This window comes from Microbacterium sp. A8/3-1, from assembly GCF_040267695.1.
GTDB lineage: Bacteria > Actinomycetota > Actinomycetes > Actinomycetales > Microbacteriaceae > Microbacterium > Microbacterium luteolum.
The window spans coordinates 2,190,542-2,212,912 of record NZ_CP158357.1; the positions used below are offsets into that span (position 1 = coordinate 2,190,542).

The window sequence follows — 22,371 nt, forward strand, 5'->3', positions numbered from 1 at the left end:
GCAGCCGGCTAACCGCAGATCAGCACTATGGCGCCCGGCAGGTAGGGACTTTCGGGGAGCAACTTGGAGATACTCCCTTGATGCGCTTATCACGCCAAGTAGCCACTGTCTCGATAAGTAATCGGGCGGCCGGGCCGTTCGCTAGTTGTAGGAGGCCAGGACGATGTTGACATGGGCCGGTGTCGCTGAAGCCGGCGGCTTTCCGCGGTGAGCGCCGTGGGGCCGGTGGTAGTTGTAATGCAGGTTCCAGGTTTCCAAGGCTCTCTCGCGCTGGATTTCTGACGTCCAGATCCTCGCATAGAGGAACTCTTCGGCGAGGATGCGGTTGTACCGCTCTACTTTCCCGTTGTGCTTGGGTGTGTACGGCCTCGTTCGTCGGTGCTCCGCGCCTTTCAGTGCGTCGGCGAATGCGGCAGAACGGTAGCAGGAGCCGTTGTCGGTGATGATCCGCTCGATGTTCGTGATCCCGTGTTGTGAGAACCAGTCGCGGGCGCGGTCGAGGAACGCAACGGCGGTCGCCGATTGCACGTTCTCGAGCGCTTCGGTGTAGGCCAGGCGGGTGTGCCCGTCGATCGCTGAGTGCAGGTAGACGTACCCGGCGCGTGCGCCGCGCGTCTTGGCGGGGGCCACGGCTCTCGCCTCGTTGCTATCTTTCCCGAAGGCGCGCCATCCGCCCCCGTCGGGGATGCGGCCGGTCTTCTTCACGTCGAGGTGGACCATGTGCCCTGGATGGTTAGCCACGATCTTGCGCACCTCGCGATTGGTTTCCCCGTTCAGGTCGATGAATCGCCGTCGATTCAGTCCGAGCTGAGCGAGATGTCTCGTGACAGTGCGGCGGCTGATCGTGATGTCGTCTGCCGCCAACTCAAAGGAGATACGCGCGGCAGACCACTTCTGGGTGCGTCGCATCGCCTCGATCCGCGCCACCGTCTCGCCGGGTGTTACGGTCGGTTGCCGGATGGAGGCAGAGGAACGGTCGTAGAGGCCGGCTTCGCCGTAGCGACGGTATCGGTTCACCCATTTGGATGCTGTCGCGCGTGAGACCCCCATCTCTGTAGCCACATGCGTGATCGGCCGGGTACGACAGCGCTCTATGAGCCGTCTGCGCCCCTGCGGCGTCAGCGGAGCGTTCTTGTGCGTCACCGGTTGAGCGCTTTCAGAACCGCCATCAGCGCAGATTGATCACCAGCCGCCTCGAAGAACAGGCGATCGGCTTCTTCCACTACCCGAACCGCCAGAACCGCCAGTTCCACGCCTTCCCTGGTGACCTCGATGACGCGCGCTCGAGCATCATCGGGGTTGGTCGAGCGCAGCAGAAGTCTTTTGTCTGCGAGCGTGCGAATCACCTGGGACGTCATCATGGCGTCGGTATTCGCATGCTCCGCAATCCGTCTCTGACTCGGCTGTTCACCAGCTACCTGAGTCAGCCACCAGGCGCTGGCGAGAAGGACGAATTGCACGTGAGTCAGGCCCAACGGCTTCAGCGCAGCCGTAATGTCTCGCTGCCAACTCAACGTCGCTCGCCACAGCAGCAATCCAGGGCTCTGCCCAGGCTCTAGCGATTCAGCCATGCATTTGCTCGGCGCGTACTCCGAGAGCCGCAATGACGTCGGCGAAGTCCTCGCTCACCCCGGCTCCGACCTCGGCCGCCACCTCGTCAGGCCCCTCCACGGTGCACCGGTAGGTGACCCGACTTCCGGTCCCCAACGCTTCAATCTCGTGGCGGACTCGGACCGACACCCCGGCATCCGGCACCGGCGTGAGGTCCTCATATCCGCGCCCAGCCTCGACCCACGTCAACTCGAAGGGCAGCTCGCTTCCGTCTGGAAACACCATTACTGCACTCGTCTCAGCCTCAAACGGGCCGTCGATGCGGACGTCCGCAACGCCGTCGTTCCACTCGGACCACGCACGCGCGTCGGCCAGAACCGCGAACACCTCCGCCGGCGTCGCGTCGCACTCGCCAGTGATCTCTCGTACCCACATCTTGAACTCCAATCAAACGGTATGCGCACATACTATCTCGCAAACCGTCACCGAAGTCCACTACTCAATCGTCGTCAACAACCTCATGGCCAGCAACAGCTAGTTGGTAGCTGTTCAGGTCGGCAGTCAGGCGGAGCCCCGAGCAACGGCCTCTTTGGATGCGGCCAGCGTGGAATCTGCGACGTTCACCTGCAACGTGGGCTCCAGTGCGGGGGCGTCCTCCCGCTGTGATATCTCGTGCGCATACGTTTCAACCGCAAACTTTGGTGTCACCCAATAGCTGGAATGATCGCGCTCGCGCTCCTGGACGCCCGGAACGCCGAGCAGGGTGGTGATCAGTTCGCCTAGTTCGTCGTGCGCTTCGACAAGACGCGCGGGATCCGAATAGCTAGCGAACCAGCTGAAACCGGATACCTGGCCTTCGTGGATATTCACGGTCACCGGCGTGATCTGACTGTCGGCGGGAGGATCTGTCGGTCTCCCCTCGGGTGCGCTCCTGAGCCAGCCATCAACCTCATTTACGAGAGTCGGCCAGGCGGAACGAAGCAGGAACTCCACACGTCCTCGCGAGAGGGCTGTAGTCAGCGATGACATCTCATTCCTTTCGGTTCACATCGAGACCCACTATGGCGTCGAGACGCCGTATGTGGGTCTCGATGATGGAATCAGCAGTCGGCCGGGACCGCTACCTGACTCAGGGTCTCGCCCTGCGGGCTGTGCGTATCCTCGGTTTTTGCCACGCGGCATCCTTGATTGTCTTGTACCAACATCAGGAGCGACCAGCGCCCAGGAATGTTGCTTCCCTGGCAGTGATAGTCCATGAAGCGGGTGTTCGGGTAAGGCTGGGCACGGAGGAGGTAGACGCCCCGATTCGTACAAGTCTCCTTCGTCTTGTAGTTGTCTCCGTATCCGAGCCAGGTGTCGGCGGAAGCACTTGGCGCGACCCCAAGGGTCAAGACGGCAGCGATCAGTGCGACGAGAGTCGTCTGTCGAACACGCTTTGTCTTCATTTTTCTCTCCTTCGACTATCTTGCGACCTTCTGGTAGGTCTGTTTTCCGGCATCGTATAGTTGGCCAAGATCGGTGTCTGTAGGCCGAATGGAGGACACAGTCTGCAGGAGTCTGTCCGCTGATCACGCGCGTGCCGCTCGGCCTCCCCCGCGGAAGTATCGCTGGCTCCGCCGCCGATTACGAGGCGACGATGACCGGACTACACCCGCGGCCTGTCGACGCTTCGAGGAGGGGGCCTATCCACCCTTCGGGGTGGCGGCCTCTCGGCCCTCAGCGGTGGTGGGCTGTCAACGCTACGTGGCGGCGGCCTCTGGGAGGGTCCGGACGACGAGCCGTACATGAGCAATGTCCCGCCGTGGCCATCTATGTTTAGGAGCTCCGCAAGTGCGGCTTGAGCTACTACGCCGACCTTGTTTCAGAGGGCCGCGGACTTCGCTAGCCACCCAGGGGATCCGACGCGCTAGAGCTCGCGCGCCACGCGGAGCCGTACCCCGCGAGGCAGATTGCGGCCTCGCTCCAGCCGCCGTAAGCATCACCCCTGTGGTCGTGCCGGAAACGATCGTTTACGGGGCGGCATCTATCACCGCCGAGTTACCAACACGATGTTGACAACATGACGTTGATACTGCGAGGGTTGCCGCATGACTCCCATTCGAGATAGTTTCAGTGAGTTGAGCGTGGTGGAGTCCGCGCGGCGACGTCTGTGCGAGTCCGGTGCCGACCGGCTGCCCGTGCCCCCTTGGCTCCCGTCGGGGGCCGTACCGGACGATGTGACCCTGCTGCGTTTTGCTATGTGGCGGGCGAACGCCGCGGTTGGTGAGGCCTCTCACGACGATCTTCGTGCTGCGCTGGCATTGGTGGAGTCGGCACGAGCTGGCCTCGATTCTCTCGAAGCCGGTTTGATGCTGATCGCGAGGGCAGAGGGGTTGACCTGGCCAGACATTGCCCAGCAGCTCGGAGTGAAGTCACCGCAGGCAGCACAACAGCGCTTTCAGAGGGTGTCGACTCGCACCCAGACCGGCGATGCCGCGGAGGGATCGGAGTGACGGCTGAACGATCTGATATGACGTGGCGGTCCAGTGACGAGCTGCTGGTGCTTCACGCGGTCCGCCTCGCCGGGTTCGCGGACACCACGGCGGTCGCAGACCGCCTCGACCTGCGAGCCAGCATTGTCGGTGAAACGCTCCGCATCCTTGACGCGCGGCACCTCGTCGAGCGCATGACGTTCGCCGACTCAGGCGGTTGGATCCTCATGGAGGCTGGAAAGAGGCGAGATGGCGAATTGCTACAGGAGGAACTCGAGGTGGCCGGCGCGCGCCCGATTCTCCAAGCCACGGTCGATGACTTCGAGAGCGGCGTAAACCCCCGTCTCGTGCAGGCGGTGACCGAATGGCAGCTTCATTCTTCCGGTGACCGTACGAACCGAAGCGTAGAGGTCCTGCGAGAGCTGACCGACCTAGCCGATGCTCTCGGCAGCCTCATGGCGGAACTAGACGCACGCCTTCCGCGATTCAGCCGATACCAGCGGCAGTTCTCGACGGCGTTGGAAAAGGCTCGTGCGGGTGATCACCAGTGGGTGGCCGGCGTGGGCCGGCTCTCTTGCCACATCGTGTGGGCAGAGCTCCACGAGGACCTACTGTCCAGTCTGGGCCGCGACCGGTCCGCAGAACTGCATCAAGGGGGCCGGTGATGGCTGCTCGAACCATCTACTTCGTGCGCCACGGGGCGGCTGACGCCTGGGGCCAGTTGACCGAGGAGGGCCGGGAGCAGTCTCGATTGATAGGGCAGCGACTCGCACGGCTGCCCATCGACGTCGTGTGGCATTCCCCGCTGCCACGCGCGGTCGAGAGTGCCCAGATCATCGCTAACGAGATGCCGCGAGTTTTCGTCGACGAGGCTGCCGAAGTCGTCGACCACGTTCCGTTTGTCCCCGACCGTCAAGACCTCTCCCCTTCGTGGGCGGGTTTCTTCGATGGTTACGACCGCAGCGAAGCCGATGCCGGCCGCCGGACCGCGGACAGCTTGGCGGCACGGTTCGGCAGACCAAACGCTCGCGCTCAGCGCCCGACCCACGAAGTAGTCGTGACTCACGCGTACCCGATCGCCTGGATGATCCGCGAAGCACTCGACGCCCCACCCGCCCGATGGATGTCGCTAGCCGGTGTCGCAAACACCGGACTGACGGTGATTGAGCACACCGACGGGGAACCCCCGGGCGTGGTGATGGTCAATGACATGTCGCACCTGCCCGAGCAGCTGCGGTGGACAGGCTTCGCTGGCGGGAGGCCGCTATGAACATCGTGGATCTCATCGATGCCGAGCACTCGACAGTCGGCGGCAAAGCCGCTCCCTTAGCGGAACTGGCACGGGCCGGCTTCGACGTCCCCAGCGGTTTCGTGGTGCCAGCGACTACTTACCAAGCCGCCGCGACGGCGCTCGGCCTCACCGAACTTTCCAACGATCACGCCGACGAGGCTCGATCACGAATCCTGAGCTCGCGCCTCCCCGACGGCGTTACCGATGACGTCTCTCGAGCGCTTAAGCGCATCACGGAGGGTGCGTCCACGGACTACGTGGCCGTGCGTTCATCCTCAATAGCGGAAGACAGCGACGACGCCTCTGCCGCGGGACAGCATGACAGTGTCCTCGCGCTGCGCGGGACCGAGCAGGTGTGCCAGGCGATCCTCACCTGCTGGGCCTCGCTCTGGACCGAGCGCGCTGTCGCATACCAAGCTCGTCAAGCCTCGCAGGCTGCGCTCGGCATGGCTGTGATCGTTCAACGATTCGTGGATGCCAACGTTTCCGGGGTCATGTTCACTGGTGCTACGACCGCCATCGAAGCCACATGGGGCATCGGAGAACGACTCGTCTCCGGCCACATCACCCCGGATTCTTGGCGCATTACAGACTCCGGCATCGTTGAGCGCCGACGAGGATCCAAGACCGAGCGAACCGACCGTCGCGATGGGCAACTCGTCACCCGACACACGGCCTCGACAGAGCAAGAAGAACTGTGCCTCACAGACCGCGACGTCCTACGCTTGCGCGCTCTCGGGGAGGAGGTCTCCAGTACATTGGGCGGTCCCAGAGACATCGAGTGGGCGATCGGAGACGACACGATATGGGTCCTCCAAGCCCGCCCCATCACCGCGCTCGTCCCTGACTCTCCAGCCCCGGCCCTGGCCTCGACGGCTGACGGCTGCATCACCACCACTGGAAAGCCAGCCAGCCCAGGGATAGCCACCGGTCCTGTCCGCCTGGTTCGCGGACCGGCCGACTTCCCGAAGGTCAAACGGGGGGACGTCCTGGTCTGCCAGCACACCGACCCTGCATGGACACCACTATTCACGATCGCCTCAGCAGTGGTGACCGAAACAGGTGGAGTGCTCTCCCACGCTGCGATCGTCGCAAGAGAAGTGGGCATACCCGCTGTACTCGCAATCCCACGAGCGACCGAGCTCCTCACCCCATCGTCCACAGTGACCGTCAATGGCAACACTGGGCACATCGTCGTGGAGCAGTAACCCCATCGACAGACCGAGAACCTCTCTGCGACACCTGCCGGAAACCCCTGCCGTTCGCTGGTTATGACGAACGTTTGCGGCAGGCCTCCTAAGCCTTAGTTCTGGACAGCGCGGAAAACAATCGTTCTCGGTGGGCGGGGCTTTGAGCCCTCGGACGTGTTGCCAGAAACGATGCGCGGAACTAGCATTCGGCAGACGTTAGGCGGTCGCTGGTGGTCAGCTGTGTGACGCGACGCGTAGTGAGGTGCGAGTGGCCGTAATGATGCCGGCCAGTGCTCGCCTGGCGGATTCGAGTTCTGCAACTTGCGCACTGATGCGCGCGTGTTCGCGTTCGAACTCAGACAAGAGGTCCTCGCATGCAGGCACGAGGAAGTCTCCGTCATCCACCATGCACGGCAGCAGTTCGCTTGCGAGCTCCGTGCTGATGCCCGCGGCAAGCATGAATCGAATCCGTCGCACCCGCTCGATGTCTTCAGGACCGTATGAGCGGTAGCGGTTCGATTGGCGCTGCGGCTGCAGGAGTCCTTGCTCCTCGTAGTAGCGCAACGCGCGGGTACTGACGCCCGACGCTCTGCTGAGCTCACTGATTCGCATCTCCGCAGCTCCTCGGCTTGACATTGACGTAAACGTGAATGTTTATGGTAAGCCCATGACCACTCAACACGACCATCACGTATCACCTCAGACTGTTTCTGTCGTCGGGCTCGGCCCGATGGGGAGGGCACTCGCGCGGGCGTTCCTCCTCGACGGGCAGGTGGTGAAGGTCTGGAATCGGACGCCCGAGAAAGCCGCCGACGTGGTGGCTGCTGGCGCTTCCCTCGCACCCTCCCTTGCGGACGCGTTTCGCACCAGCAGTCTCGTCGTGGTGTGCGTTGTCGACGACGACACAGTTTCGGAGATCGTTGGCACCCTTGACCTGCCTTGGCTGGATGCGTCACCCGTCGTGCTCAACCTCACGGCAGACAGCCCCGCCAGAACGAGAATGTTGGCTACGCAGATGGGCTCCCTGGGCCTGACCTACCTCGATGGCGCCATCATGACGCCAGCAGCCACGATCGGAACCGACGCCGCGCGAGTGCTGGTCGCCGGCCCCCAGGACGTGTGGGAGTCGCGCGAGTCAGGATTGCGGGCCCTTGGCGAGATCTTCTACCTCGGGCCTGACATCGCTTCAGCCGCCACCTACGACGTTGCGCTGCTTTCACTGTTCTGGACATCATTCGCTGGCATCGCCCAAGCCCTGGCTCTCGTCCAAACCGAAGGCATCGACAGTGAGACGTTCACCCCGCACGCGATCGCGACGAGTCAACTCACTGTCGATCTTCTCCCGACACTCGCCCGCGATGCCGCGGAGCGCAGGTTCGCCGGCGCCGAGACAGCATCCGTTGACTCCCTCCAGGCAAGCATCTCCCACCTCCGCGCGGCGTTCCAGGACGCTCGCGTGTCCACGACGGTGCTGGACGCAATTGCAACGATCGTCGCTAAGGCAGTCGACGACGGGCGAGGCTCGAGCGCGCCCGTCGTTCTCTCAGAAACCCTCGCGGCCAGCAACGCCTCGCAGCGGGTACCGCGATGACGCACACCCTCACTGACGGGGTTCTCCCGCGGGGTCGCCTGTTGCGGTGCGACTCATCATTCGTTCAACCAGCGAAGGAGGCTATCGACGTGCCGGGCCGCGATGGTTCGCGCCTGCCCGCGTGAAAGCCGGCCAGGCTCTGTGAGAACGGTGACGGAGAGTCCGTCGAGAAGCGCGAGCATCTCCAGAGCTGCACCCTCGATCGCCTCAGTTGCTGCTGAGGGTGCCGCGGCGGCAAAGAGTGTGGCGAGGCCGTCTCGCGTTGACGACCAGAGCTGCTGATACTTCGCACTGACCTCAGCATCGGTGATCGAATGCGCAGCGAACGCAAGCCAGACCCTACCGACGACGCTGGAGGGGGCGGACGGGATGAGGAGGTCGACGACGTTGCGCAGGCGCTCGTCAGCAGTTGTGGCCGTCATGGCTTCGGCATAGGCGTCGACGGCAATCGGACGGATCGTCTCCATCGCCGCCAGCAGCATTGCCGACTTGGTGGGGAAATGGTGTTGGACGGTGCCGATGGCAACGCCTGCGGCGGTGGCGACCGTGCGCACGCTCAGCCCGCCCGTGCCCTTGGCTGCGATGACCCCGACCAGGTGCTTCAAGATCAGCTCTCGTGACATCGTCCGAGCCTATCGACGTCGAACAATCGACCTATAGGACCGCCAAGCCGAAGACGCAACCCGTCCCGCGAGCGCGGTTGGCTCTGGTCGCTCATCACGCACCGGTCGTGAGCTGACTACCGCAACGCACAGTACAAGCACTCCGAGACCGAGGATCCCGAACTGCACCGTTTCCAGGCCCATGGCGAGCAACAGCGATAGTCCGCTTTCGCCCTCGATCTCGGACGGCACCAGGCGCAGTGCCGTCGAGACGATGACCGCGACCGCGCCGGCTGCGAGCAGCGGAACCCAGCCCCGAGATACATGGCGCCCCATGCACCCCGCCACGATGAGCAGAACGAGTCCAATCGCCAGCAGCGACAGCCTCAGGAGTCCCCAGTCTTCGACTCGGTGCGTCATTCCCTCAACACCGCCTCCGCCGAAGAAAATCGCCCGAGATCCGACCAATCCGACAACAGACGCCGCACCAGCAGCAACGCAACCCACGAGCCCAATGGCGACTGGGCCGGGCGCACGCCGCCGATACAGAATCAAGATCACCGCACCTACGACAGGCGCGAGCAGGCCTAACAGTTCCACAACCTTCATCATGCCTCCAGTCATACGTTCGTATGGCGAAAACCATACGCTCGTATATCACCTGCGTCAACCAAACGATCGCGCCGTCGGGCCCGCACCGCTGACAACCGCAGAAGGTACGGAGGGGCGGCGATTGGGTGGCTGGAATTGCGTGGCCGTGAGCTGGCGACGGATGACCCGTCGATAGGATTGCCGCGAGTGGAGGATCATGACTGAGAAGAACGTGGGCATTCTTGGCGACTGGTTGAAGAAGCCGATCACGTGGGTGGTGATAGTGATCGCTGGGCTTCTTTTCGTGTTGCAGCAGATGTTCGCGCCCGGGCTGCTCGGGGGCTCTGATCGAGCAGACCGGACTGGCCAGGAAATGCAGGTCGATCGGGCGCCGGGCGTTGAAGTGCCACACGGCGACGAGGTCACTGTGATCTACTCGGTGGAGAATCGCACTGATGAAGCGGTCGAGATTTCTTCGGCCGAGATCACGTACGTGCGCGTCGAGGGCGGCGGGCCGGAGTGCACAGGCGCGAGTCGCGCCGGCGTGCAAGCCAAGCTCGAAAACCACCTCGTCGGCACGCGAATCGAACGCCGAGGCGTGTACGACTTCGACGTGATCTTCACCGGTCGAGACCGGCCGGTCCCTGACTGTCTCGGGGCCACGATCCAGGCAGATGTCGAAATCCGGGTCGTTGCGTACCAATGAGGTGAGGCGGTAGACCGGCTGTTAGGCTCCTGCGCTTCACAGTTGGTGCGCGAGCTAACGATCGCGACGCACGGCGGAGTGCGGCCTCCCGCGTGTCGACGGAGTGGCAGGCATCTGACGCTCGAGCAGCGTGAGGAAGTCACGCGCGGGATCGCGGCTGGCCTGTCGAGCAGGGTAATCGCCGGTTCGATCGGGTGGGCGCCGTCGACGGTCTCGAGGGAGATCGCCCTCAATGGTGAATGCGCCGGGTACCGTGCCGCATCTGCGGATCGAGTTGCGTGGGAGCGGGCCGGGCGGCCGAAGGCATCGCGCCTCGAGTCTCGCCCAGAGCTGTCGCGGATCGTGCGGGAACGGCTGGCGCTGGATTGGTCGCCGGAGCAGATCGCCCACTGGCTGCGGGGCGCACATCCGCACGATCCGCTGCTGCGCATCTCGCACGAGACGATCTACCGCTCGATCTCCCTCGCTGACCGCCGCGAGCTAGGACCTGGGTCTGCGAAGCATCTGCGCTCGGGACGATCGGTGCGGCGTGCGAGGTGCCACAGCGCGCACATGAGCTTGAGGTGCTGCGCAACATGGTCTCGATCCGCGACCGGCCGACCGGCGTGACCGAGCGCACCGAGATCGGCCACTGGGAGGGCGATCTCGTCATGGGAGCACGCCCCTCCGTCGTCGCGACACTCGTCGAACGCTCGACCCGCTACGTCCGAGTCGTGCCATTGACTGACGGCTACAAGGCGGCCGCGGGGCGTTCGGCGATCGCCGCGGATCTCGCGCTCTTGCCGCCGGCTCTGCGGAAGACGCTCACGTGGGACCGTGGGCGGGAGATGGCCGAGCATCAGCAGATCTCGACAGACCCTGGGCCTGGACGTGTACTTCTGCGATCCACGCTCACCACGCGTACCGCGGCAGCGCGGCAGCGACGAGAACGAACTGGCTCCTGCGGCGGTACCTCGCAAAGGGGCCGACATGCGGCGGTTCTCCCAGATCGACCTCGCGGGGATCGCAGACCGCATCAACACACGCCCACGTCGCGTGCTCGGATGGGCAAGCGTGTCCGAGGCGTTCCTGACCCACCTCCAGGGCGAGCCGTCACCACCGGCTCGCAGCCCCCTCGCTGGCGTCTGATCAGCCGTTCGGTGCGATCACGCAGACGACTCCTTCGCAGCGGTCTCGGCGACTCCCGCGGGACTCTTCCTGCCGGGCGGATGGCTCGGGCGCGACCTTCATTGGTCGGTGGCCAGCTTCACACCGAAGCCGATCAGGGCGACACCGCTGACCGCATCCATGAGGCGGCGCACGAGCGGCTTGAGGAGGAACTCGCGAACGGTTCCCGCGAGGACTGCAAGCATGAGCAGCCAGGCGGTGCCGATGAGCGGCAGCATCCATGCGTGGAACAGCCAGGTCTCGAGCGGTGCGCCGGCGGCGACGAACTGCGGTAGCAGCGAGAGGTAGAACACGAGCATCTTCGGGTTGGTCGCATTGCAGAGGAATCCCTGCGCGAATCCGCGAGCCCACCGCCGTTCAGTAGGTCGGTCCGAGACGATCTTGGGCAGATCGCGTCGAACCGCCGCCCACAGCGCTTGCACGCCGAGCACGAGCAGCACGGCGACACCCACCCAACGCAAGGCTTCGAAGAGCCACTGCGACTGCACGATCAGAGCGCCAACGCCGATCGCCACCAGGAGACCCTGAAGCATCGACGCCACACCGATGCCAGCCGCGGTTGCGGCGCCGACGCGGCGACCGCCTGCCACGGTGTTGCGCAGCACCATCAAGAGGTCAACTCCCGGTGCCAGGACTACCAGCACCACAACCACGAGGAATTCCCAGCTCATCAGTCGTCCCTTCCCCGTTCAGTCTCGCGCTTCCGCTCGGTGGACGGATACCAAGCCGTGGACCAATCGTTCGAGCGCAGCGTCTGCTCGTTTTCAGGTCGCGGCCAAAGCCACGGCGCGCCTTCGCCGCCAGTTCGAAGCTCGCTTGCGTTCGCTGGCGTCTGATCAGCGGTCGGCGGAGTCCTACGCTCGAATGTGACGGGTGGTGCGTTGATCGGTTGAGACCGTCATCATTTCCGGATCGACCGACCGGGCATCCGCCCATATTTCGCACCAAGTGCGACATCTATTGCCGCGAATAACGCCACGTCTACCGCCGCGATTCACAACCCGGAGCACGATGATGCAGCCGCGACCCGGCAGGTGTCTTAGAAAGCTGTAGATAATCGAGACGCGGGCGCCTGGCGGACTGTCGACCCGGCCAGGCCTCAGGGGCCTGCTCTTTAACATGGCCGTATGGATCACGATGAAAGCTTCCGGCTTCACGGGCGTTGGCTTTCCCGCACGGTGGCGGACGTCGTCGAGCTCTTCCGAGGCTATTCCGGTCAGTGGTGGATCGCTGGCGGGTGGGCAATCGAAGCGTTCACTAACATCGCGCGCCCTCATAGCGACATAGATCCGAGCATCCCTCGCTCGGACACGAGTCTGTTTCGAGCGCACTTTCATGAGCGCTACGACATCTGGGTCGCTGACCAGGGTTCACTGCGCCCGCTCGAGGGCCTGAGCGGCGGCGTCCCGCTGAGCTGCAACAATCTCTGGTTGCGCGCTAGTCAGTCAAAGCTGTGGGAATACGACCTTCTTCTTATGGACGCGGGCCCCGCCGGTTGGTTCTATAAGCGGGATCCTCGGGTCCGACTACCCTTCGATCAGATCCTCTGGACGAAGGATGGAGTCCGCTACCTCCGACCCGAAGTCCAGCTTCTATTCAAGGCGCCCGGGCTTCGTCGACAGGATCAGCTCGATTTCGATGCGGCACTTCCCCTCCTCGATGCGCCAGCCCGACATTGGCTCCGAACTGCGCTCCAGACAGCCCACCCGGAACACCCCTGGGCGAACGCACTCAGCTGATCGGCGATCGCTGAAGCGGACGATGACACCGCGTAGCCTGTTCTCGGATCCTGCGTTCGCAAGGCATTGGGCCCTGCTTGGCACCGCTCATGTCTCCGCGGGCCACGCACACCCAACGCCGAGAGCGGTCATCACTGCTCAGTCCTGCGATTCTGCGAGTCTCAAGTGGTAGCGGGTGTACGAGGGGAAGTGCTGGCTGACGGAGAAACCAAGACGTTCTAGAACAGCGATGCTGGGCAAGTTCCCCAGCGTCACTCCCGCGAAGATGTCGGTCGCGCCGTGTGATCTGCGCGCATGCTGGATGAGGGATCGCATCGCCTCGGTTGCAATCCCTCGACCCGTCACTGACTCTGCGAGCCAGTAGCCACACCCGAACCTCGGCGGATCGACCGGGACAAGGCTCACGATTCCGACGATCGACCCCGAGAGTTCCACACCATAGGTGAAGTCGCGGATGCCGTCGCGTTCCAGCATCTCAGCTACGCCGGCCTCATCGAGGGCGACCAGGTCGAGATAATCCCCGTTGCGGGTGAGGTGTTTCCGATTGGTCGCGACCACGTCTCGGAGTAGCCCCGCGTCCGCTGCGCTCAAAGGAACCAGTCGTACAGAGGGAATCGCCGTTGATATCGCGCTCACGGTTTCAACACTACGGGCCGGGGGCTGTTCGCGATCGGCTGGATGCCGATCAGGCCGTGGATGCTCGGTGAAGTCGCCGCATGGCCCATACGATGCCTTACGTTTCGCTACCCGTCTCGCAGGCTGATGTCACCTACGAATATGGCCCAGACTCCGCACGCCGGGACGGGGTGCAACCCGGATCTATCGAACAGTTCTCGATCGATGCGAGCGATCAGTTTCCCGGGACGTCACGGCAGGTGTGGTTGCATCGCCCAGCCGGTCACTCGCCGTCGCAGGAAAGTGCGGTGATGTTCTTCAACGACGGCTGGTGGTACCTGGACCCCGCTGAAGATGTACGCGCGGGGATAGTCCTCGACAACCTCGCTGCCGCACGCGAACTGCCGCAGATGGTTGGTGTGTTCGTCGACCCAGGGGTCCTCGACGTCGACGGCGTTCCCACCAAGCACCGTAACGCCGAGTATGACGCGTTCGACGGACGGTACGCAACATTCCTTCTCGAAGAGGTCCTCCCGCGGGTCGAGCAGCGATGCGCCGTCTCTGCCGACCCGCGGATGCGCGGAATCTGCGGCGGCAGCAGCGGCGGAAACGCAGCACTGACCGCGGCATGGACGCGACCCGACGGCATCGGGCGGGTGATCGCTCTGAACGCGAGCTTCGCACAGATGCCCGGAGGCAATCCCTTTCCCACACTCATCGCGAGCGAACCGCGAAAGTCCCTGCGCGTGCTGCTTCACGCCGCCCATCGTGACCTGAACTGGAACTCGGCCGACGACAACTGGTTCGCCGAGAACCTCGAGACGGCGGCAGCTCTCGCTCGAGCAGGCTACGACTTCAGACTCGTAACCGGCGACGGAGGGCACAGCCCGAACCACGGAGGCGTTCTCCTACCCGACGCTCTGCGGTGGCTCTGGTCCGAAACGTCGTAGGGAGATGGAACCTCGCTAAAGGCGACCTCCGGCGTGCTTGCGTCCAAACTTCCCGCGTAGTCATGAGCGCACCACGCTCGCTGAGTTCCGCGTCGCGTGAAGGCGGTCCGCTACGAGTGACGATCGATCTGTTTTGTGAACATCAGGGTCGCGTCGTCATCTAGGGGCACGGTCTCGCCGGTGGGCACCGGTTGGTTTGCGTACATCAAGCCGCGCCCGTCAGGAAGGTAGCCGCGGCGTACGTAGATCCGCTGTGCTGCTCCGTAGTCCACGTACAAACCGACGCCGAGCCCGAGAACGGGCGAGCGCTGCCCCGCCACCTGCTCGATGTGATCCAGCAGGCTAGCCGCGATGCCAGATCTGCGGAAGCGCGGGAGCACATTGAGGTCGGAAACCTCAGGTATGCCATCTTCGGCGAACGGCGGGTACGCAGACCTCCACACCAGAGTCACATACCCGGCTACTGCCCCGTCGACCTCCGCGAGCAAGAAATGGCGTGACATCGCGGCGTGCTCTTGAACGTATCTCTCAAAAAGCGCGACAGGCTTGTCCCAGCCGACCTCTGCGAACGCCTCATGCAATTTCGCCGGGTCGCCCGAGCCGCACAGGCGGATCAGGACTCGTCTACTCACGCCTCGCAGTCTCGCACCTCCACCCGCCGCGGTTCAAGGTCATCAGGTCGACTCGCTCGTGTGATCATCCGACCCGAAGTCACCGGCGTTTTCCAGCGCACAGATTATGTTCCCCAGCCAGGGGCCGGTAGCTCCCACTCGTGCGTCATCGCAAAGATGCTTCTAAGCGGCGAACGGTCGGCCCGGAGGTGCGGACCCGGCACCCGAACGAGCATTGCTTCTCCGCCACCCGGCCTCGCCGTCAGCGCGCCCAGAAGTCCTCAGGATTGCGCCCCGGATGGAAGCCGAAGGATTCCACCATCGCCATGGCTTCCGGAAAGTTCGCCGCAAGTGACCCGGCTTCGTGGGCGTCACTACCGAACGAGACGTCGCGGCCTCCCTCCTCTGCCCACCACTGCGGAATCCAGGGCCAAAGACGACGGGTGTTCATCTCCAGCGCCCTGCCCGAAGTCGCGATGGGACGCATCGCTTCACGGAACCCCTCTTCAAACCGGCGCGGATCGAACGGCCCTGCTGTCACCACCGGCCAGGACCGGACTGCGTAGTCGATGTGAGTGAAAACGGAAAACGAATCCGATCCTTTCACCATCTTTGGGATCTCTTCGAGGTATGCCCACATCACCGCGTCGGCCGAACTGTGCCGATACAGCGTCGTCGGTTCCGTCCGGTCTCCGCCAGAGAACGGGAGCATGTGAAGAGAACCATTCACGCGATCGATCAGGCCGCTCCGCAACAACGAAGCGGCCTGATCGTCCCACAGATGTGGTTGCCCGAACTCGACCCCTGTCAGGATCCGGAGCTCAGGGTGTGTATGCCTGCACCGATCGATAGCGGCCAAGTAGCCATCGATGTCGAACGGAGGGAGCCGGACATACCCGTCGCCATCGACGTATCTCTGCCCATGATGTCCGATATCCCCGGTCTCGACCTTCCACGAATCATCGAGATCGAGATGCTCAGTGAACACGACCGCTGGAAGTCCAATGTGGACCGCCCGCTCACAGATCCGATCCATTGCTCCGACCGACGACGGGTCCGACCCGGCATCCCACGACCACTCGCTATGAACATGAGAATCTGCCGTCAGAGTCATACCGCACAACCTACGCGCCATCGCGTGGGCCCCGCATGGTCTGCGCCCGACTCAAGAGGCGAGGAGTCGGGCATCCACTCTTTCGTCGGCCGGATGAAGCAACGCTGAGTCACGGTACGACGCCCGCTGGCAACGACGTGGGGTGACAATCAGCGCAACGACGAACCCAACCCCGGGTCCGCCGCTGCTTAGTATTCCAGGAGATGACCAACCACTTTTCCGATGATGCCGAGTTGCCGCGCTGATGCCTCGCGCCAGGGCGCAGTGGTCTCCTCGAGGCCGTGATCGGCGTCCTTGACTGTGACAAGTCGTGCGCCGGTGTTGCCGACGAGGTCGGGCCGCCATGCTGGATCGGCCGTACCTCCCACCCCGAGGTGCGCTCCTGCGGAAACGTTCGCCAGCGCGTCCGCGACTACTGGGTCGGTGAGGATGGGCGTGAGCCAGGCTGCGCGCACGTCGCGGTGCGCGAAGTAGGGGAGACCGAAGGTGCCGAACGATTTCGCGAGCACGACCTGCGGGGCCTTCGGCAAGACCTCGTCTGCGCGAGCCAGAGCCTCCTCGACGAACCCCTGCACGTCCCTGAAGGTGGTTTCATCGATATCGCTGTGCCAATCGATGCCCCAGACATCCCAGCCGGCCTGGGTGAGAGCGCGAAGCGGCCAGTAAAGCAATGGTGCTTGAGCGGTGTACCCGGCCCCCGGGAGCACAAGGGCCACTCCGTGCGCGTCGGTATTCGTCACGCTCAGGCGATGAATGCTGACCATCATCCGAGGCTAGCCAATCCACGCCACGCTCGGTAGATCTGCTCGGACATCACGGACAACTTCATCGCAGCTGAGGCCCTCACCCTCGCCATCGACGCTGCCGCCACTGAGCGATCACACAATGCCGCCACGGAGCTATCAACTCCACAAGTCATGAGACACGACTCGCCGAACTGAGCGAGGAAAGTGCCGACTGACTCATGAACGGTCGTATGTGAGGACCTGTGGTGTGGCCGAATCGGAAGCGTGCTCTCATCGCATACTCCAGCTGGTGGGGTTTGGGTCCGCCGCGTGGTGTTCTCGTCAGGCCATTCGGGCTGCTCGTGCGGTTGTTGTTCCTGATGCGAGGGTGGTGAGCAGCGCGATTCCCCCGGCAACTAGTGCGACCGCGAGCAGCGGGATGCCTTGGAATGCGGCGGTCGCTGATCCGGTTTTCAGGATCGCGAAGGGGATGACGACGGCGATCGACCCGATGAGGCCGGCGACGATGGCGATGATGGTGGCGATTGTCGTCTCGGCGACGAGCATGCGTGTTGATTGGCCGATGGTCGCGCCCACGGACGACATCACGGACAGTTCTCCCTGGCGCTGGCGGATTGAGGCGACCAGGTTGTTGATCAGCGCGATCGACATGAATGCTGCAATGAGGAAAACGACGAGGTAGTTGATGGTTGCCATCAACTGTCCGATTCCTGAGCCGGATGCCGCTGCTTGGTTCTCGATCGCTTGCATGCTGAGGGTTCCTGCCGCGACCCCGATGAACAGGATCAGGAAGGTGACGGCCGGTCGGATTCGGGCGGGTGCGATGCGGAGGTTGGTGGCGGCGAGGCGGGCGCTGGGCCCGCCGAACTTCCGGAGAACGACGATGAGAGTGCGGTCTGCGAGGTGGAGGAGTTCTGGGGCGAAGAGAGCGGCGCCGATTGCCACGAGCACGCATCCCGGTCCGGTGGCGGCGGTGGCGTAGACGGAGTCCGGGTCCATCGCGAGTGCGGTCATTGATGATCCGAGTCCCACGGCGAGAAGGACGGCGGCCGTGATTCGGCGCGGACGAGCGGCGCGCGCCCGCTTCACGGCGGACGGCTCACCGACCGGGCTGCGTCCCGCCGCCTCACGGCTGCCGACGAACGCACCGACCGTTGCAGCGATGATCACGATCACGCCGGCAACGACAGGGAAGAGCACGCCGGGGGCGAGAGGCGCGGTCCCGGAGATCACCCCGGTGGATGCGGTCATCGCGACGATACCCGCACCGAGACCGTAGCCGAGGAGCACGCCTGGAATGGTGGCCACGGCCGATACCACCAGAGTCTCGACGGCGACCATGCGTCGTACCTGTCCGGGGGTGGCGCCGATGAGGCGGAGTCCGCGGATCTCATCGGTGCGTCCGCCGAGGGCGACACCGACGGTGGAGATGACGGCGAAGACAACGATGCCGAGGATCCAGCTGCCGAGGATCGCGGGGAACTGGACGAGGAATGCGCGATCGTCATCTGGGGTGCTCGGAGCGAGACCGGTGGCCATCACCCCTGCCATCCCGGAGAGGAGTATCACCCCGACGAGCACGACGAGCGCGGTCGGGACCACACCTGCACGATGGCGTGCGATCGACAACAAAGCGAGCCGAATCATGATGCCGCCTTCGCCTGGGTGGCGCTCTCTGCCTGGTCGAGCAGTGTGGTCATGCGCACGGCGACGTCGCGGCTGGTTGGGTCTGAGAGGCGATCGACCACTCGTCCGTCGGCCAGAAAGAGCACCTCGTCGGCGTAGGCGGCGGCAGCGGGGTCGTGGGTGACCATGATGATCGTCTGGCCGGCATCGGCGAGCTCACGAAGAAGCACGAGCACTTCGCGGGCACTCCGGAGGTCCAGTGCACCCGTCGGCTCGTCGGCGAAGACGACCGCCGGCTGGGCGATCAGCGCCCGGGCGATGGCCACGCGTTGCTGCTGGCCACCGGAAAGTTGCGGCGGTCGATGCGACGCACGCTCCGCAAGACCCACCCGCGCGATCAGTCGCTCCGTCGCAGCCCCGTCGGGTCGGCGGCCCTCCAACCGCAGAGGAAGCTCAATGTTCTCCGTGACCGTCAGCGCCGGAAGCAGATTGAAGGACTGGAACACAAACCCGAGAGCGACACGTCGCAACCGAGCCAAGCTCTTCTCATCGAGTGCCGTCACATCCATGTCCGCGAGTCGCACCGACCCCGATGTCGGCTTCTGCAGCCCCGCCGCGCAGTGCATCAGCGTCGTCTTTCCCGACCCCGACGGACCCATGATCGCGGTGAAACTCCCTTTCGCAATCGTCAGATCGACGCTGCGCAGCGCATGAATCGGCGCGCCGCCGCTCTCGTAGACGCAACTCAGGGCAGTCGTCCTGAGCGCCACCGTGTCTTGGGTCACTGATTCCACAACATCCTCCAGATTAAAACGTATGTTTGAAACGAACGTTTAGATTACTGATGGCTACACTAGCTGTCATGGGACACAGAGACAACCTCCTCGTCGCCGCACGCCGCTGCCTACTCGACCGGGGCTACGCGGCAACGACGGTGCGCGACCTCGTCGAGGAGAGCGGAGCGAACCAGGCATCGATCAACTACCACTTCGGATCGAAAGATCGGCTCCTGAACCAGGCCCTGTTCGACCTCAACCGCGAGTGGGGTGTGCGACTTTTCGAAGCCCTCGGCGTGGATCCAGGATCTGATCGACCATCAACAGTCGCCCCGGATCGACACGCCACCGAGGAGCTGTGGGATCGCGTGATCTCATCGATTCACGCGAACCAGAAGCTGTGGTTCGTCAACTTCGAATCGATCGCGTTCGTTCAACACGACCCCGAGATCCGTCAGATGAACGCGTCCGGCCAAGCCATCTCCCGAAACGTGCTTTCCCTCGCCTTCGCAGGGCTCGGCAACGACAGCGACCCAGACACCAGACGCACGGTCGGATCGCACTACTACTCATTACTCATCGGACTTGCCCTGCAAATGCTCACCGACCCCGACAACGCCCCCACCGCAAGCCAAATCCTTGAAACCGGCCGGCCGATTAGCTCCCCAGAAGACCCTCTCGCCACTTAGGCGGGGCCGGAGGCACGCCACAATCTCTCTCCGTAGGTTGCTCCAACGCCGCTCGTGCGGGCGAAGGCAGAGTCGAGCCGGTGGTCGCAATCTCCCGCATGGTTGACGATCGTCAACAGCCGGGTGACATTTACTGTTGCGAACAGGCGGCCATTTAACGACGCAGGTCACACGCACCTGGCGGCCGGAGTCGAACGGTCCTCCGAAAACGATCGTTTCCGGTGGGTACACCACGGTTAGTTCGGTGAGGCTTGCCACAGGATTCTGGGCACCCGCGTCTTCCGGCTTCCGCCCGGTAGTCCTTGGTCTGCGAGGAGCTAGTTTGGCTGAATGGGAGTATCACGGCAGCACGGGGTAACTTTCGTCCTGGCGCTGTGGTCGGCAGGTTTTCTGGTGGGAACGGTGACGCACACAGTCGACCTCGCGCTAGGTGGGCTCAACGTGTACGCGGGTTTCCCGCCACCAGTTCGTGTGTTCTGGGTGTCGCTCACCGTGCTCGATGCGTTGGTCGTCGTGCTGCTCTGGCGGCGGTTGCGGGCAGCTGTTGTGCTTGCTGTGATGATCGTCGTCTGCGACGTCGGGATTAACACGGCTGTGCTCGTAGTGCACGGCGGCCTGTCCCCGTTCGGTCTCGTCTTGCAGATGATGTTCGGACTCCTTGTTATCGCCACGGCGCCATGGCTTTGGGGTCGGCTCAGGACTCACGGCGTGAACCCGATCGCACCGTAAACGATCATTTTCGATGACGTTGATCTTCGTGCCGTCCTGTTCCAGGACGGCTTCCGCCCTGGCGTGCGGGTGCTCGGCCCTTCTTCGAGCGCTCTGTCTCCTGGCGTGAAAAGGCATCGTCCACCCCTACTCGGCGTAGCATGAGCGCGTGGCAACGAAAATTGATCCGGCCGAAGTCGTCAAGCAGGTCACAACGCGCCTCGCCGAGCGCTATCCCGATACCAGTCATGAGACGATCGCCGCTCTCGCGGCCGAGGAACTCGAGAAGATCTCGAACAGCAAAGTCACGGACTACTTCGCCGTGCTCACCGAACGCGCGGTCCGGAAACGACTCAAGCGCTGAGCTGACTGGAGCGGAGGCCAAACTCGACGCTCTCCACTGAATACGCCTGCCGAAACCCTCCTACGGCGCACGTTTCTGGACCGCTGTTCAGCGCTGTACAAGTCACCTCGCCGTTAACGATCGTTTGTGGCGCTGCCGCTTGGAGGGACGCAGCCGACGCTGGCGCTCGAATACGCCGGTCTCGATTGCACATCGTCGCCCCGGTCGTCGGTGCCGTGATCGCCGCGGTCCTGTTCGGCCTGCTCAATCCGCACGACGCAAAGAAGATCACCAGCGCGTGATTCCTCTGTACGGGAGGCGGGAACGCGCCGAGAATCGCTCGCGTATCGACTCGGCTCGTCGGGGACTCGCGACGGATGATCAGCCCCGCTATCGCGAGTATGGCCGAATGGGCGGATACGTCCGAACGGCCCGAACCGATATACCAGTAGCCTGGGCGTGCACATCGCGGCCGCGCACGACGCTGGCTCTGCGAAGACCCGCACCGGAGGATGATCATGCACGAAGAAAACCAGACCCCTAGCCCCTCGTCGGGCTTCTCCCGCAGGACACTCGTCAAAGGCGCGGCCTGGTCCGTTCCTGTTGTTGCTGTGGCTGTCGCTACGCCGCTCGCGGCGGCATCCGTTGCTCCGCCCGCAGCCTTCTGGGCGACAGGGGCTACGGTCAGCGTCGTCAGCGGCAACGCCACGAACTACACGCTCGAGGGCAGCGACGCCGACGGAGAGCTCGCGGTGCTTCCCGTCGGGAGCACGGTGACGATCACTCCCGACGCCGGCGTGACCCTCGCCTTCGTCAGCGCCCTCGGGATCGTGGTGACCAGCAACCCGGACGGCACCATCACCGCGGTCATCGCCGCGGCCGACGTCACGAACGTCCGCATCCGGTTCCGCCCGACCGGCCCATCAGGATCGGGCTACGCGATCACGACCAATGTGCCCATCGCTCCCTTCACAGAGACGATCTCCGTCACACTGACCTGATCCCGACGCACAAGACCCCACCCGGTTCCCGGGTGGGGGTCTTTCTTGTGATGCCCGTGAAGCGAGTCCTACGGCCCTACTCGTTTCCGATGGACTTGTCGATGTTGGCGCGGACGTCGTCGATCGTGGCATCGTGCTCGTCGGGGGCGAGCTTCTTGACGAAGTCGGCTCCGGCTCCGAGGACGGTGTCGCTGACGCCCTCGGCTTTATCGCTCTTGAGGATGTCGCTGATCTGATCCTTGTTCTGCTCGAGGAAGTCTTTTCCCTTGTTGACGAGGTCGTCGATACCCATT

28 protein-coding genes and 1 pseudogene are annotated in these 22,371 nt (G+C 63.7%); 14 read left to right on the forward strand and 15 right to left on the reverse strand.

Features of this window, described 5'->3' with window-relative positions:
• Positions 1-141: 141 nt before the first annotated feature.
• The 5 genes from ABS642_RS10785 to ABS642_RS10805 form a co-directional block, all read right to left on the reverse strand.
• Positions 142-1,143, reverse strand: coding sequence for an IS481 family transposase (locus tag ABS642_RS10785; RefSeq protein WP_350353341.1), 1,002 nt, complete (start codon positions 1,141-1,143; stop codon positions 142-144).
• Complete coding sequence (locus ABS642_RS10790; RefSeq protein ID WP_350353342.1) at positions 1,140-1,571, reverse strand: MarR family winged helix-turn-helix transcriptional regulator; 432 nt, start codon at positions 1,569-1,571, stop codon at positions 1,140-1,142. The genes ABS642_RS10785 and ABS642_RS10790 overlap by 4 nt, the downstream gene beginning before the upstream one ends.
• The gene (locus ABS642_RS10795) at positions 1,564-1,998 is read right to left on the reverse strand and encodes an SRPBCC family protein (RefSeq protein ID WP_350353343.1); all 435 of its coding nucleotides are present in this window, start codon (positions 1,996-1,998) and stop codon (positions 1,564-1,566) included. Before ABS642_RS10795 ends, ABS642_RS10790 begins: the two co-directional genes overlap by 8 nt.
• 114 nt (positions 1,999-2,112) lie before the next feature.
• Positions 2,113-2,427 carry a hypothetical protein gene (locus ABS642_RS10800; protein ID WP_350353344.1) on the reverse strand — a complete coding sequence of 105 codons (315 nt, stop codon included), beginning with the start codon at positions 2,425-2,427 and terminating at the stop codon, positions 2,113-2,115.
• Between the two features lie 224 nt (positions 2,428-2,651).
• Positions 2,652-2,996, reverse strand: coding sequence for a hypothetical protein (locus tag ABS642_RS10805; RefSeq protein ID WP_350353345.1), 345 nt, complete (start codon positions 2,994-2,996; stop codon positions 2,652-2,654).
• A gap of 642 nt (positions 2,997-3,638) precedes the next feature.
• On the opposite strand from ABS642_RS10805, the gene ABS642_RS10810 reads away from it, so the two are divergent.
• From ABS642_RS10810 to ABS642_RS10825, 4 genes are read left to right on the forward strand one after another with little or no spacing between them, the layout of a single operon-like run.
• Complete coding sequence (locus ABS642_RS10810; RefSeq protein ID WP_350353346.1) at positions 3,639-4,043, forward strand: hypothetical protein; 405 nt, start codon at positions 3,639-3,641, stop codon at positions 4,041-4,043.
• A gap of 17 nt (positions 4,044-4,060) precedes the next feature.
• Positions 4,061-4,687, forward strand: a complete 627-nt coding sequence (locus ABS642_RS10815; RefSeq protein WP_350353347.1) for a transcriptional regulator — start codon at positions 4,061-4,063, stop codon at positions 4,685-4,687.
• Positions 4,687-5,292 (forward strand): histidine phosphatase family protein, encoded by a 606-nt coding sequence (locus tag ABS642_RS10820; RefSeq protein WP_350353348.1) that lies wholly within the window; start codon positions 4,687-4,689, stop codon positions 5,290-5,292. The genes ABS642_RS10815 and ABS642_RS10820 overlap by 1 nt, the downstream gene beginning before the upstream one ends.
• Entirely contained in the window at positions 5,289-6,521 is a 1,233-nt protein-coding gene (locus ABS642_RS10825) for a PEP/pyruvate-binding domain-containing protein (RefSeq protein ID WP_350353349.1), read from the forward strand. Before ABS642_RS10820 ends, ABS642_RS10825 begins: the two co-directional genes overlap by 4 nt.
• A 216-nt stretch (positions 6,522-6,737) precedes the next feature.
• On the opposite strand, the gene ABS642_RS10830 is transcribed toward ABS642_RS10825, so the two are convergent.
• A complete protein-coding gene (locus ABS642_RS10830) occupies positions 6,738-7,115 on the reverse strand; it encodes a MerR family transcriptional regulator (RefSeq protein WP_350353350.1) in 378 nt (125 codons plus the stop codon).
• A gap of 55 nt (positions 7,116-7,170) precedes the next feature.
• Between ABS642_RS10830 and ABS642_RS10835 the strand changes: the two genes are divergently transcribed.
• Entirely contained in the window at positions 7,171-8,094 is a 924-nt protein-coding gene (locus ABS642_RS10835) for an NAD(P)-binding domain-containing protein (RefSeq protein ID WP_350353351.1), read from the forward strand.
• Positions 8,095-8,150: 56 nt separating this feature from the next.
• Here ABS642_RS10835 and ABS642_RS10840 read toward each other — a convergent pair whose 3' ends face one another.
• Positions 8,151-8,717 carry a TetR/AcrR family transcriptional regulator gene (locus ABS642_RS10840; protein WP_350353352.1) on the reverse strand — a complete coding sequence of 189 codons (567 nt, stop codon included), beginning with the start codon at positions 8,715-8,717 and terminating at the stop codon, positions 8,151-8,153.
• A 787-nt stretch (positions 8,718-9,504) separates the two neighbouring features.
• Between ABS642_RS10840 and ABS642_RS10845 the strand changes: the two genes are divergently transcribed.
• The 3 genes and pseudogenes from ABS642_RS10845 to ABS642_RS10855 all read left to right on the forward strand — a co-directional run.
• Positions 9,505-9,993 carry a hypothetical protein gene (locus ABS642_RS10845; protein WP_350353353.1) on the forward strand — a complete coding sequence of 163 codons (489 nt, stop codon included), beginning with the start codon at positions 9,505-9,507 and terminating at the stop codon, positions 9,991-9,993.
• Between the two features lie 78 nt (positions 9,994-10,071).
• Complete coding sequence (locus tag ABS642_RS10850) at positions 10,072-10,602, forward strand: helix-turn-helix domain-containing protein (protein WP_350353427.1); 531 nt, start codon at positions 10,072-10,074, stop codon at positions 10,600-10,602.
• A pseudogene (locus ABS642_RS10855) lies at positions 10,557-10,835 on the forward strand (IS30 family transposase); the annotation flags it as partial. The gene ABS642_RS10850 and the pseudogene ABS642_RS10855, both read left to right, overlap by 46 nt.
• A 384-nt stretch (positions 10,836-11,219) precedes the next feature.
• Here the strand turns inward: ABS642_RS10855 and ABS642_RS10860 are convergent.
• Positions 11,220-11,831, reverse strand: coding sequence for a LysE family translocator (locus ABS642_RS10860; protein ID WP_350353354.1), 612 nt, complete (start codon positions 11,829-11,831; stop codon positions 11,220-11,222).
• 456 nt (positions 11,832-12,287) lie between these two features.
• Between ABS642_RS10860 and ABS642_RS10865 the strand changes: the two genes are divergently transcribed.
• Entirely contained in the window at positions 12,288-12,899 is a 612-nt protein-coding gene (locus ABS642_RS10865) for a hypothetical protein (protein ID WP_350353355.1), read from the forward strand.
• Positions 12,900-13,037: 138 nt separating this feature from the next.
• On the opposite strand, the gene ABS642_RS10870 is transcribed toward ABS642_RS10865, so the two are convergent.
• A complete protein-coding gene (locus ABS642_RS10870) occupies positions 13,038-13,535 on the reverse strand; it encodes a GNAT family N-acetyltransferase (protein ID WP_350353356.1) in 498 nt (165 codons plus the stop codon).
• Positions 13,536-13,615: 80 nt separating this feature from the next.
• On the opposite strand from ABS642_RS10870, the gene ABS642_RS10875 reads away from it, so the two are divergent.
• Positions 13,616-14,464: an alpha/beta hydrolase-fold protein gene (locus ABS642_RS10875; protein ID WP_350353357.1), complete on the forward strand. Its 849-nt coding sequence runs from the start codon at positions 13,616-13,618 to the stop codon at positions 14,462-14,464.
• 110 nt (positions 14,465-14,574) lie between these two features.
• On the opposite strand, the gene ABS642_RS10880 is transcribed toward ABS642_RS10875, so the two are convergent.
• The 5 genes from ABS642_RS10880 to ABS642_RS10900 form a co-directional block, all read right to left on the reverse strand.
• Positions 14,575-15,096: a GNAT family N-acetyltransferase gene (locus ABS642_RS10880; protein WP_350353358.1), complete on the reverse strand. Its 522-nt coding sequence runs from the start codon at positions 15,094-15,096 to the stop codon at positions 14,575-14,577.
• Positions 15,097-15,337: 241 nt separating this feature from the next.
• Positions 15,338-16,189 carry a PHP domain-containing protein gene (locus tag ABS642_RS10885; protein ID WP_350353359.1) on the reverse strand — a complete coding sequence of 284 codons (852 nt, stop codon included), beginning with the start codon at positions 16,187-16,189 and terminating at the stop codon, positions 15,338-15,340.
• Positions 16,190-16,377: 188 nt separating this feature from the next.
• Positions 16,378-16,953, reverse strand: coding sequence for a hypothetical protein (locus ABS642_RS10890; protein WP_350353360.1), 576 nt, complete (start codon positions 16,951-16,953; stop codon positions 16,378-16,380).
• A 303-nt stretch (positions 16,954-17,256) separates the two neighbouring features.
• A complete protein-coding gene (locus ABS642_RS10895; RefSeq protein ID WP_350353361.1) occupies positions 17,257-18,582 on the reverse strand; it encodes an FtsX-like permease family protein in 1,326 nt (441 codons plus the stop codon).
• Entirely contained in the window at positions 18,579-19,346 is a 768-nt protein-coding gene (locus ABS642_RS10900; RefSeq protein WP_350353362.1) for an ABC transporter ATP-binding protein, read from the reverse strand. The genes ABS642_RS10895 and ABS642_RS10900 overlap by 4 nt, the downstream gene beginning before the upstream one ends.
• A gap of 77 nt (positions 19,347-19,423) precedes the next feature.
• Between ABS642_RS10900 and ABS642_RS10905 the strand changes: the two genes are divergently transcribed.
• The 4 genes from ABS642_RS10905 (at position 19,424) to ABS642_RS10920 (ending at position 22,078) form a co-directional block, all read left to right on the forward strand.
• Positions 19,424-20,026 carry a helix-turn-helix domain-containing protein gene (locus ABS642_RS10905; protein WP_350353363.1) on the forward strand — a complete coding sequence of 201 codons (603 nt, stop codon included), beginning with the start codon at positions 19,424-19,426 and terminating at the stop codon, positions 20,024-20,026.
• A 330-nt stretch (positions 20,027-20,356) separates the two neighbouring features.
• Complete coding sequence (locus tag ABS642_RS10910) at positions 20,357-20,755, forward strand: hypothetical protein (RefSeq protein ID WP_350353364.1); 399 nt, start codon at positions 20,357-20,359, stop codon at positions 20,753-20,755.
• A gap of 148 nt (positions 20,756-20,903) precedes the next feature.
• Positions 20,904-21,098, forward strand: coding sequence for a hypothetical protein (locus ABS642_RS10915; protein ID WP_350353365.1), 195 nt, complete (start codon positions 20,904-20,906; stop codon positions 21,096-21,098).
• 590 nt (positions 21,099-21,688) lie between these two features.
• Positions 21,689-22,078 carry a hypothetical protein gene (locus ABS642_RS10920; RefSeq protein ID WP_350353366.1) on the forward strand — a complete coding sequence of 130 codons (390 nt, stop codon included), beginning with the start codon at positions 21,689-21,691 and terminating at the stop codon, positions 22,076-22,078.
• Positions 22,079-22,154: 76 nt separating this feature from the next.
• Here the strand turns inward: ABS642_RS10920 and ABS642_RS10925 are convergent, their stop codons facing one another.
• Positions 22,155-22,370: a hypothetical protein gene (locus tag ABS642_RS10925; RefSeq protein WP_350353367.1), complete on the reverse strand. Its 216-nt coding sequence runs from the start codon at positions 22,368-22,370 to the stop codon at positions 22,155-22,157.
• Between the last annotated feature and the right edge of the window lies 1 nt (position 22,371).

What these genes read in the sequence shown, in the direction of transcription:
- ABS642_RS10790 (WP_350353342.1), bottom strand. Translation starts at nt 1,571, where the DNA reads ATGGCTGAATCGCTAGAGCCTGGGCAGAGCCCTGGATTGCTGCTGTGG.
- ABS642_RS10805 (WP_350353345.1), bottom strand. Translation starts at nt 2,996, where the DNA reads ATGAAGACAAAGCGTGTTCGACAGACGACTCTCGTCGCACTGATCGCT.
- ABS642_RS10810 (WP_350353346.1), top strand. Translation starts at nt 3,639, where the DNA reads ATGACTCCCATTCGAGATAGTTTCAGTGAGTTGAGCGTGGTGGAGTCC.
- ABS642_RS10815 (WP_350353347.1), top strand. Translation starts at nt 4,061, where the DNA reads ATGACGTGGCGGTCCAGTGACGAGCTGCTGGTGCTTCACGCGGTCCGC.
- ABS642_RS10820 (WP_350353348.1), top strand. Translation starts at nt 4,687, where the DNA reads ATGGCTGCTCGAACCATCTACTTCGTGCGCCACGGGGCGGCTGACGCC.
- ABS642_RS10825 (WP_350353349.1), top strand. Translation starts at nt 5,289, where the DNA reads ATGAACATCGTGGATCTCATCGATGCCGAGCACTCGACAGTCGGCGGC.
- ABS642_RS10830 (WP_350353350.1), bottom strand. Translation starts at nt 7,115, where the DNA reads ATGCGAATCAGTGAGCTCAGCAGAGCGTCGGGCGTCAGTACCCGCGCG.
- ABS642_RS10835 (WP_350353351.1), top strand. Translation starts at nt 7,171, where the DNA reads ATGACCACTCAACACGACCATCACGTATCACCTCAGACTGTTTCTGTC.
- ABS642_RS10840 (WP_350353352.1), bottom strand. Translation starts at nt 8,717, where the DNA reads ATGTCACGAGAGCTGATCTTGAAGCACCTGGTCGGGGTCATCGCAGCC.
- ABS642_RS10845 (WP_350353353.1), top strand. Translation starts at nt 9,505, where the DNA reads ATGACTGAGAAGAACGTGGGCATTCTTGGCGACTGGTTGAAGAAGCCG.
- ABS642_RS10860 (WP_350353354.1), bottom strand. Translation starts at nt 11,831, where the DNA reads ATGAGCTGGGAATTCCTCGTGGTTGTGGTGCTGGTAGTCCTGGCACCG.
- ABS642_RS10865 (WP_350353355.1), top strand. Translation starts at nt 12,288, where the DNA reads ATGGATCACGATGAAAGCTTCCGGCTTCACGGGCGTTGGCTTTCCCGC.
- ABS642_RS10875 (WP_350353357.1), top strand. Translation starts at nt 13,616, where the DNA reads ATGGCCCATACGATGCCTTACGTTTCGCTACCCGTCTCGCAGGCTGAT.
- ABS642_RS10885 (WP_350353359.1), bottom strand. Translation starts at nt 16,189, where the DNA reads ATGACTCTGACGGCAGATTCTCATGTTCATAGCGAGTGGTCGTGGGAT.
- ABS642_RS10890 (WP_350353360.1), bottom strand. Translation starts at nt 16,953, where the DNA reads ATGGTCAGCATTCATCGCCTGAGCGTGACGAATACCGACGCGCACGGA.
- ABS642_RS10895 (WP_350353361.1), bottom strand. Translation starts at nt 18,582, where the DNA reads ATGATTCGGCTCGCTTTGTTGTCGATCGCACGCCATCGTGCAGGTGTG.
- ABS642_RS10905 (WP_350353363.1), top strand. Translation starts at nt 19,424, where the DNA reads ATGGGACACAGAGACAACCTCCTCGTCGCCGCACGCCGCTGCCTACTC.
- ABS642_RS10910 (WP_350353364.1), top strand. Translation starts at nt 20,357, where the DNA reads ATGGGAGTATCACGGCAGCACGGGGTAACTTTCGTCCTGGCGCTGTGG.
- ABS642_RS10925 (WP_350353367.1), bottom strand. Translation starts at nt 22,370, where the DNA reads ATGGGTATCGACGACCTCGTCAACAAGGGAAAAGACTTCCTCGAGCAG.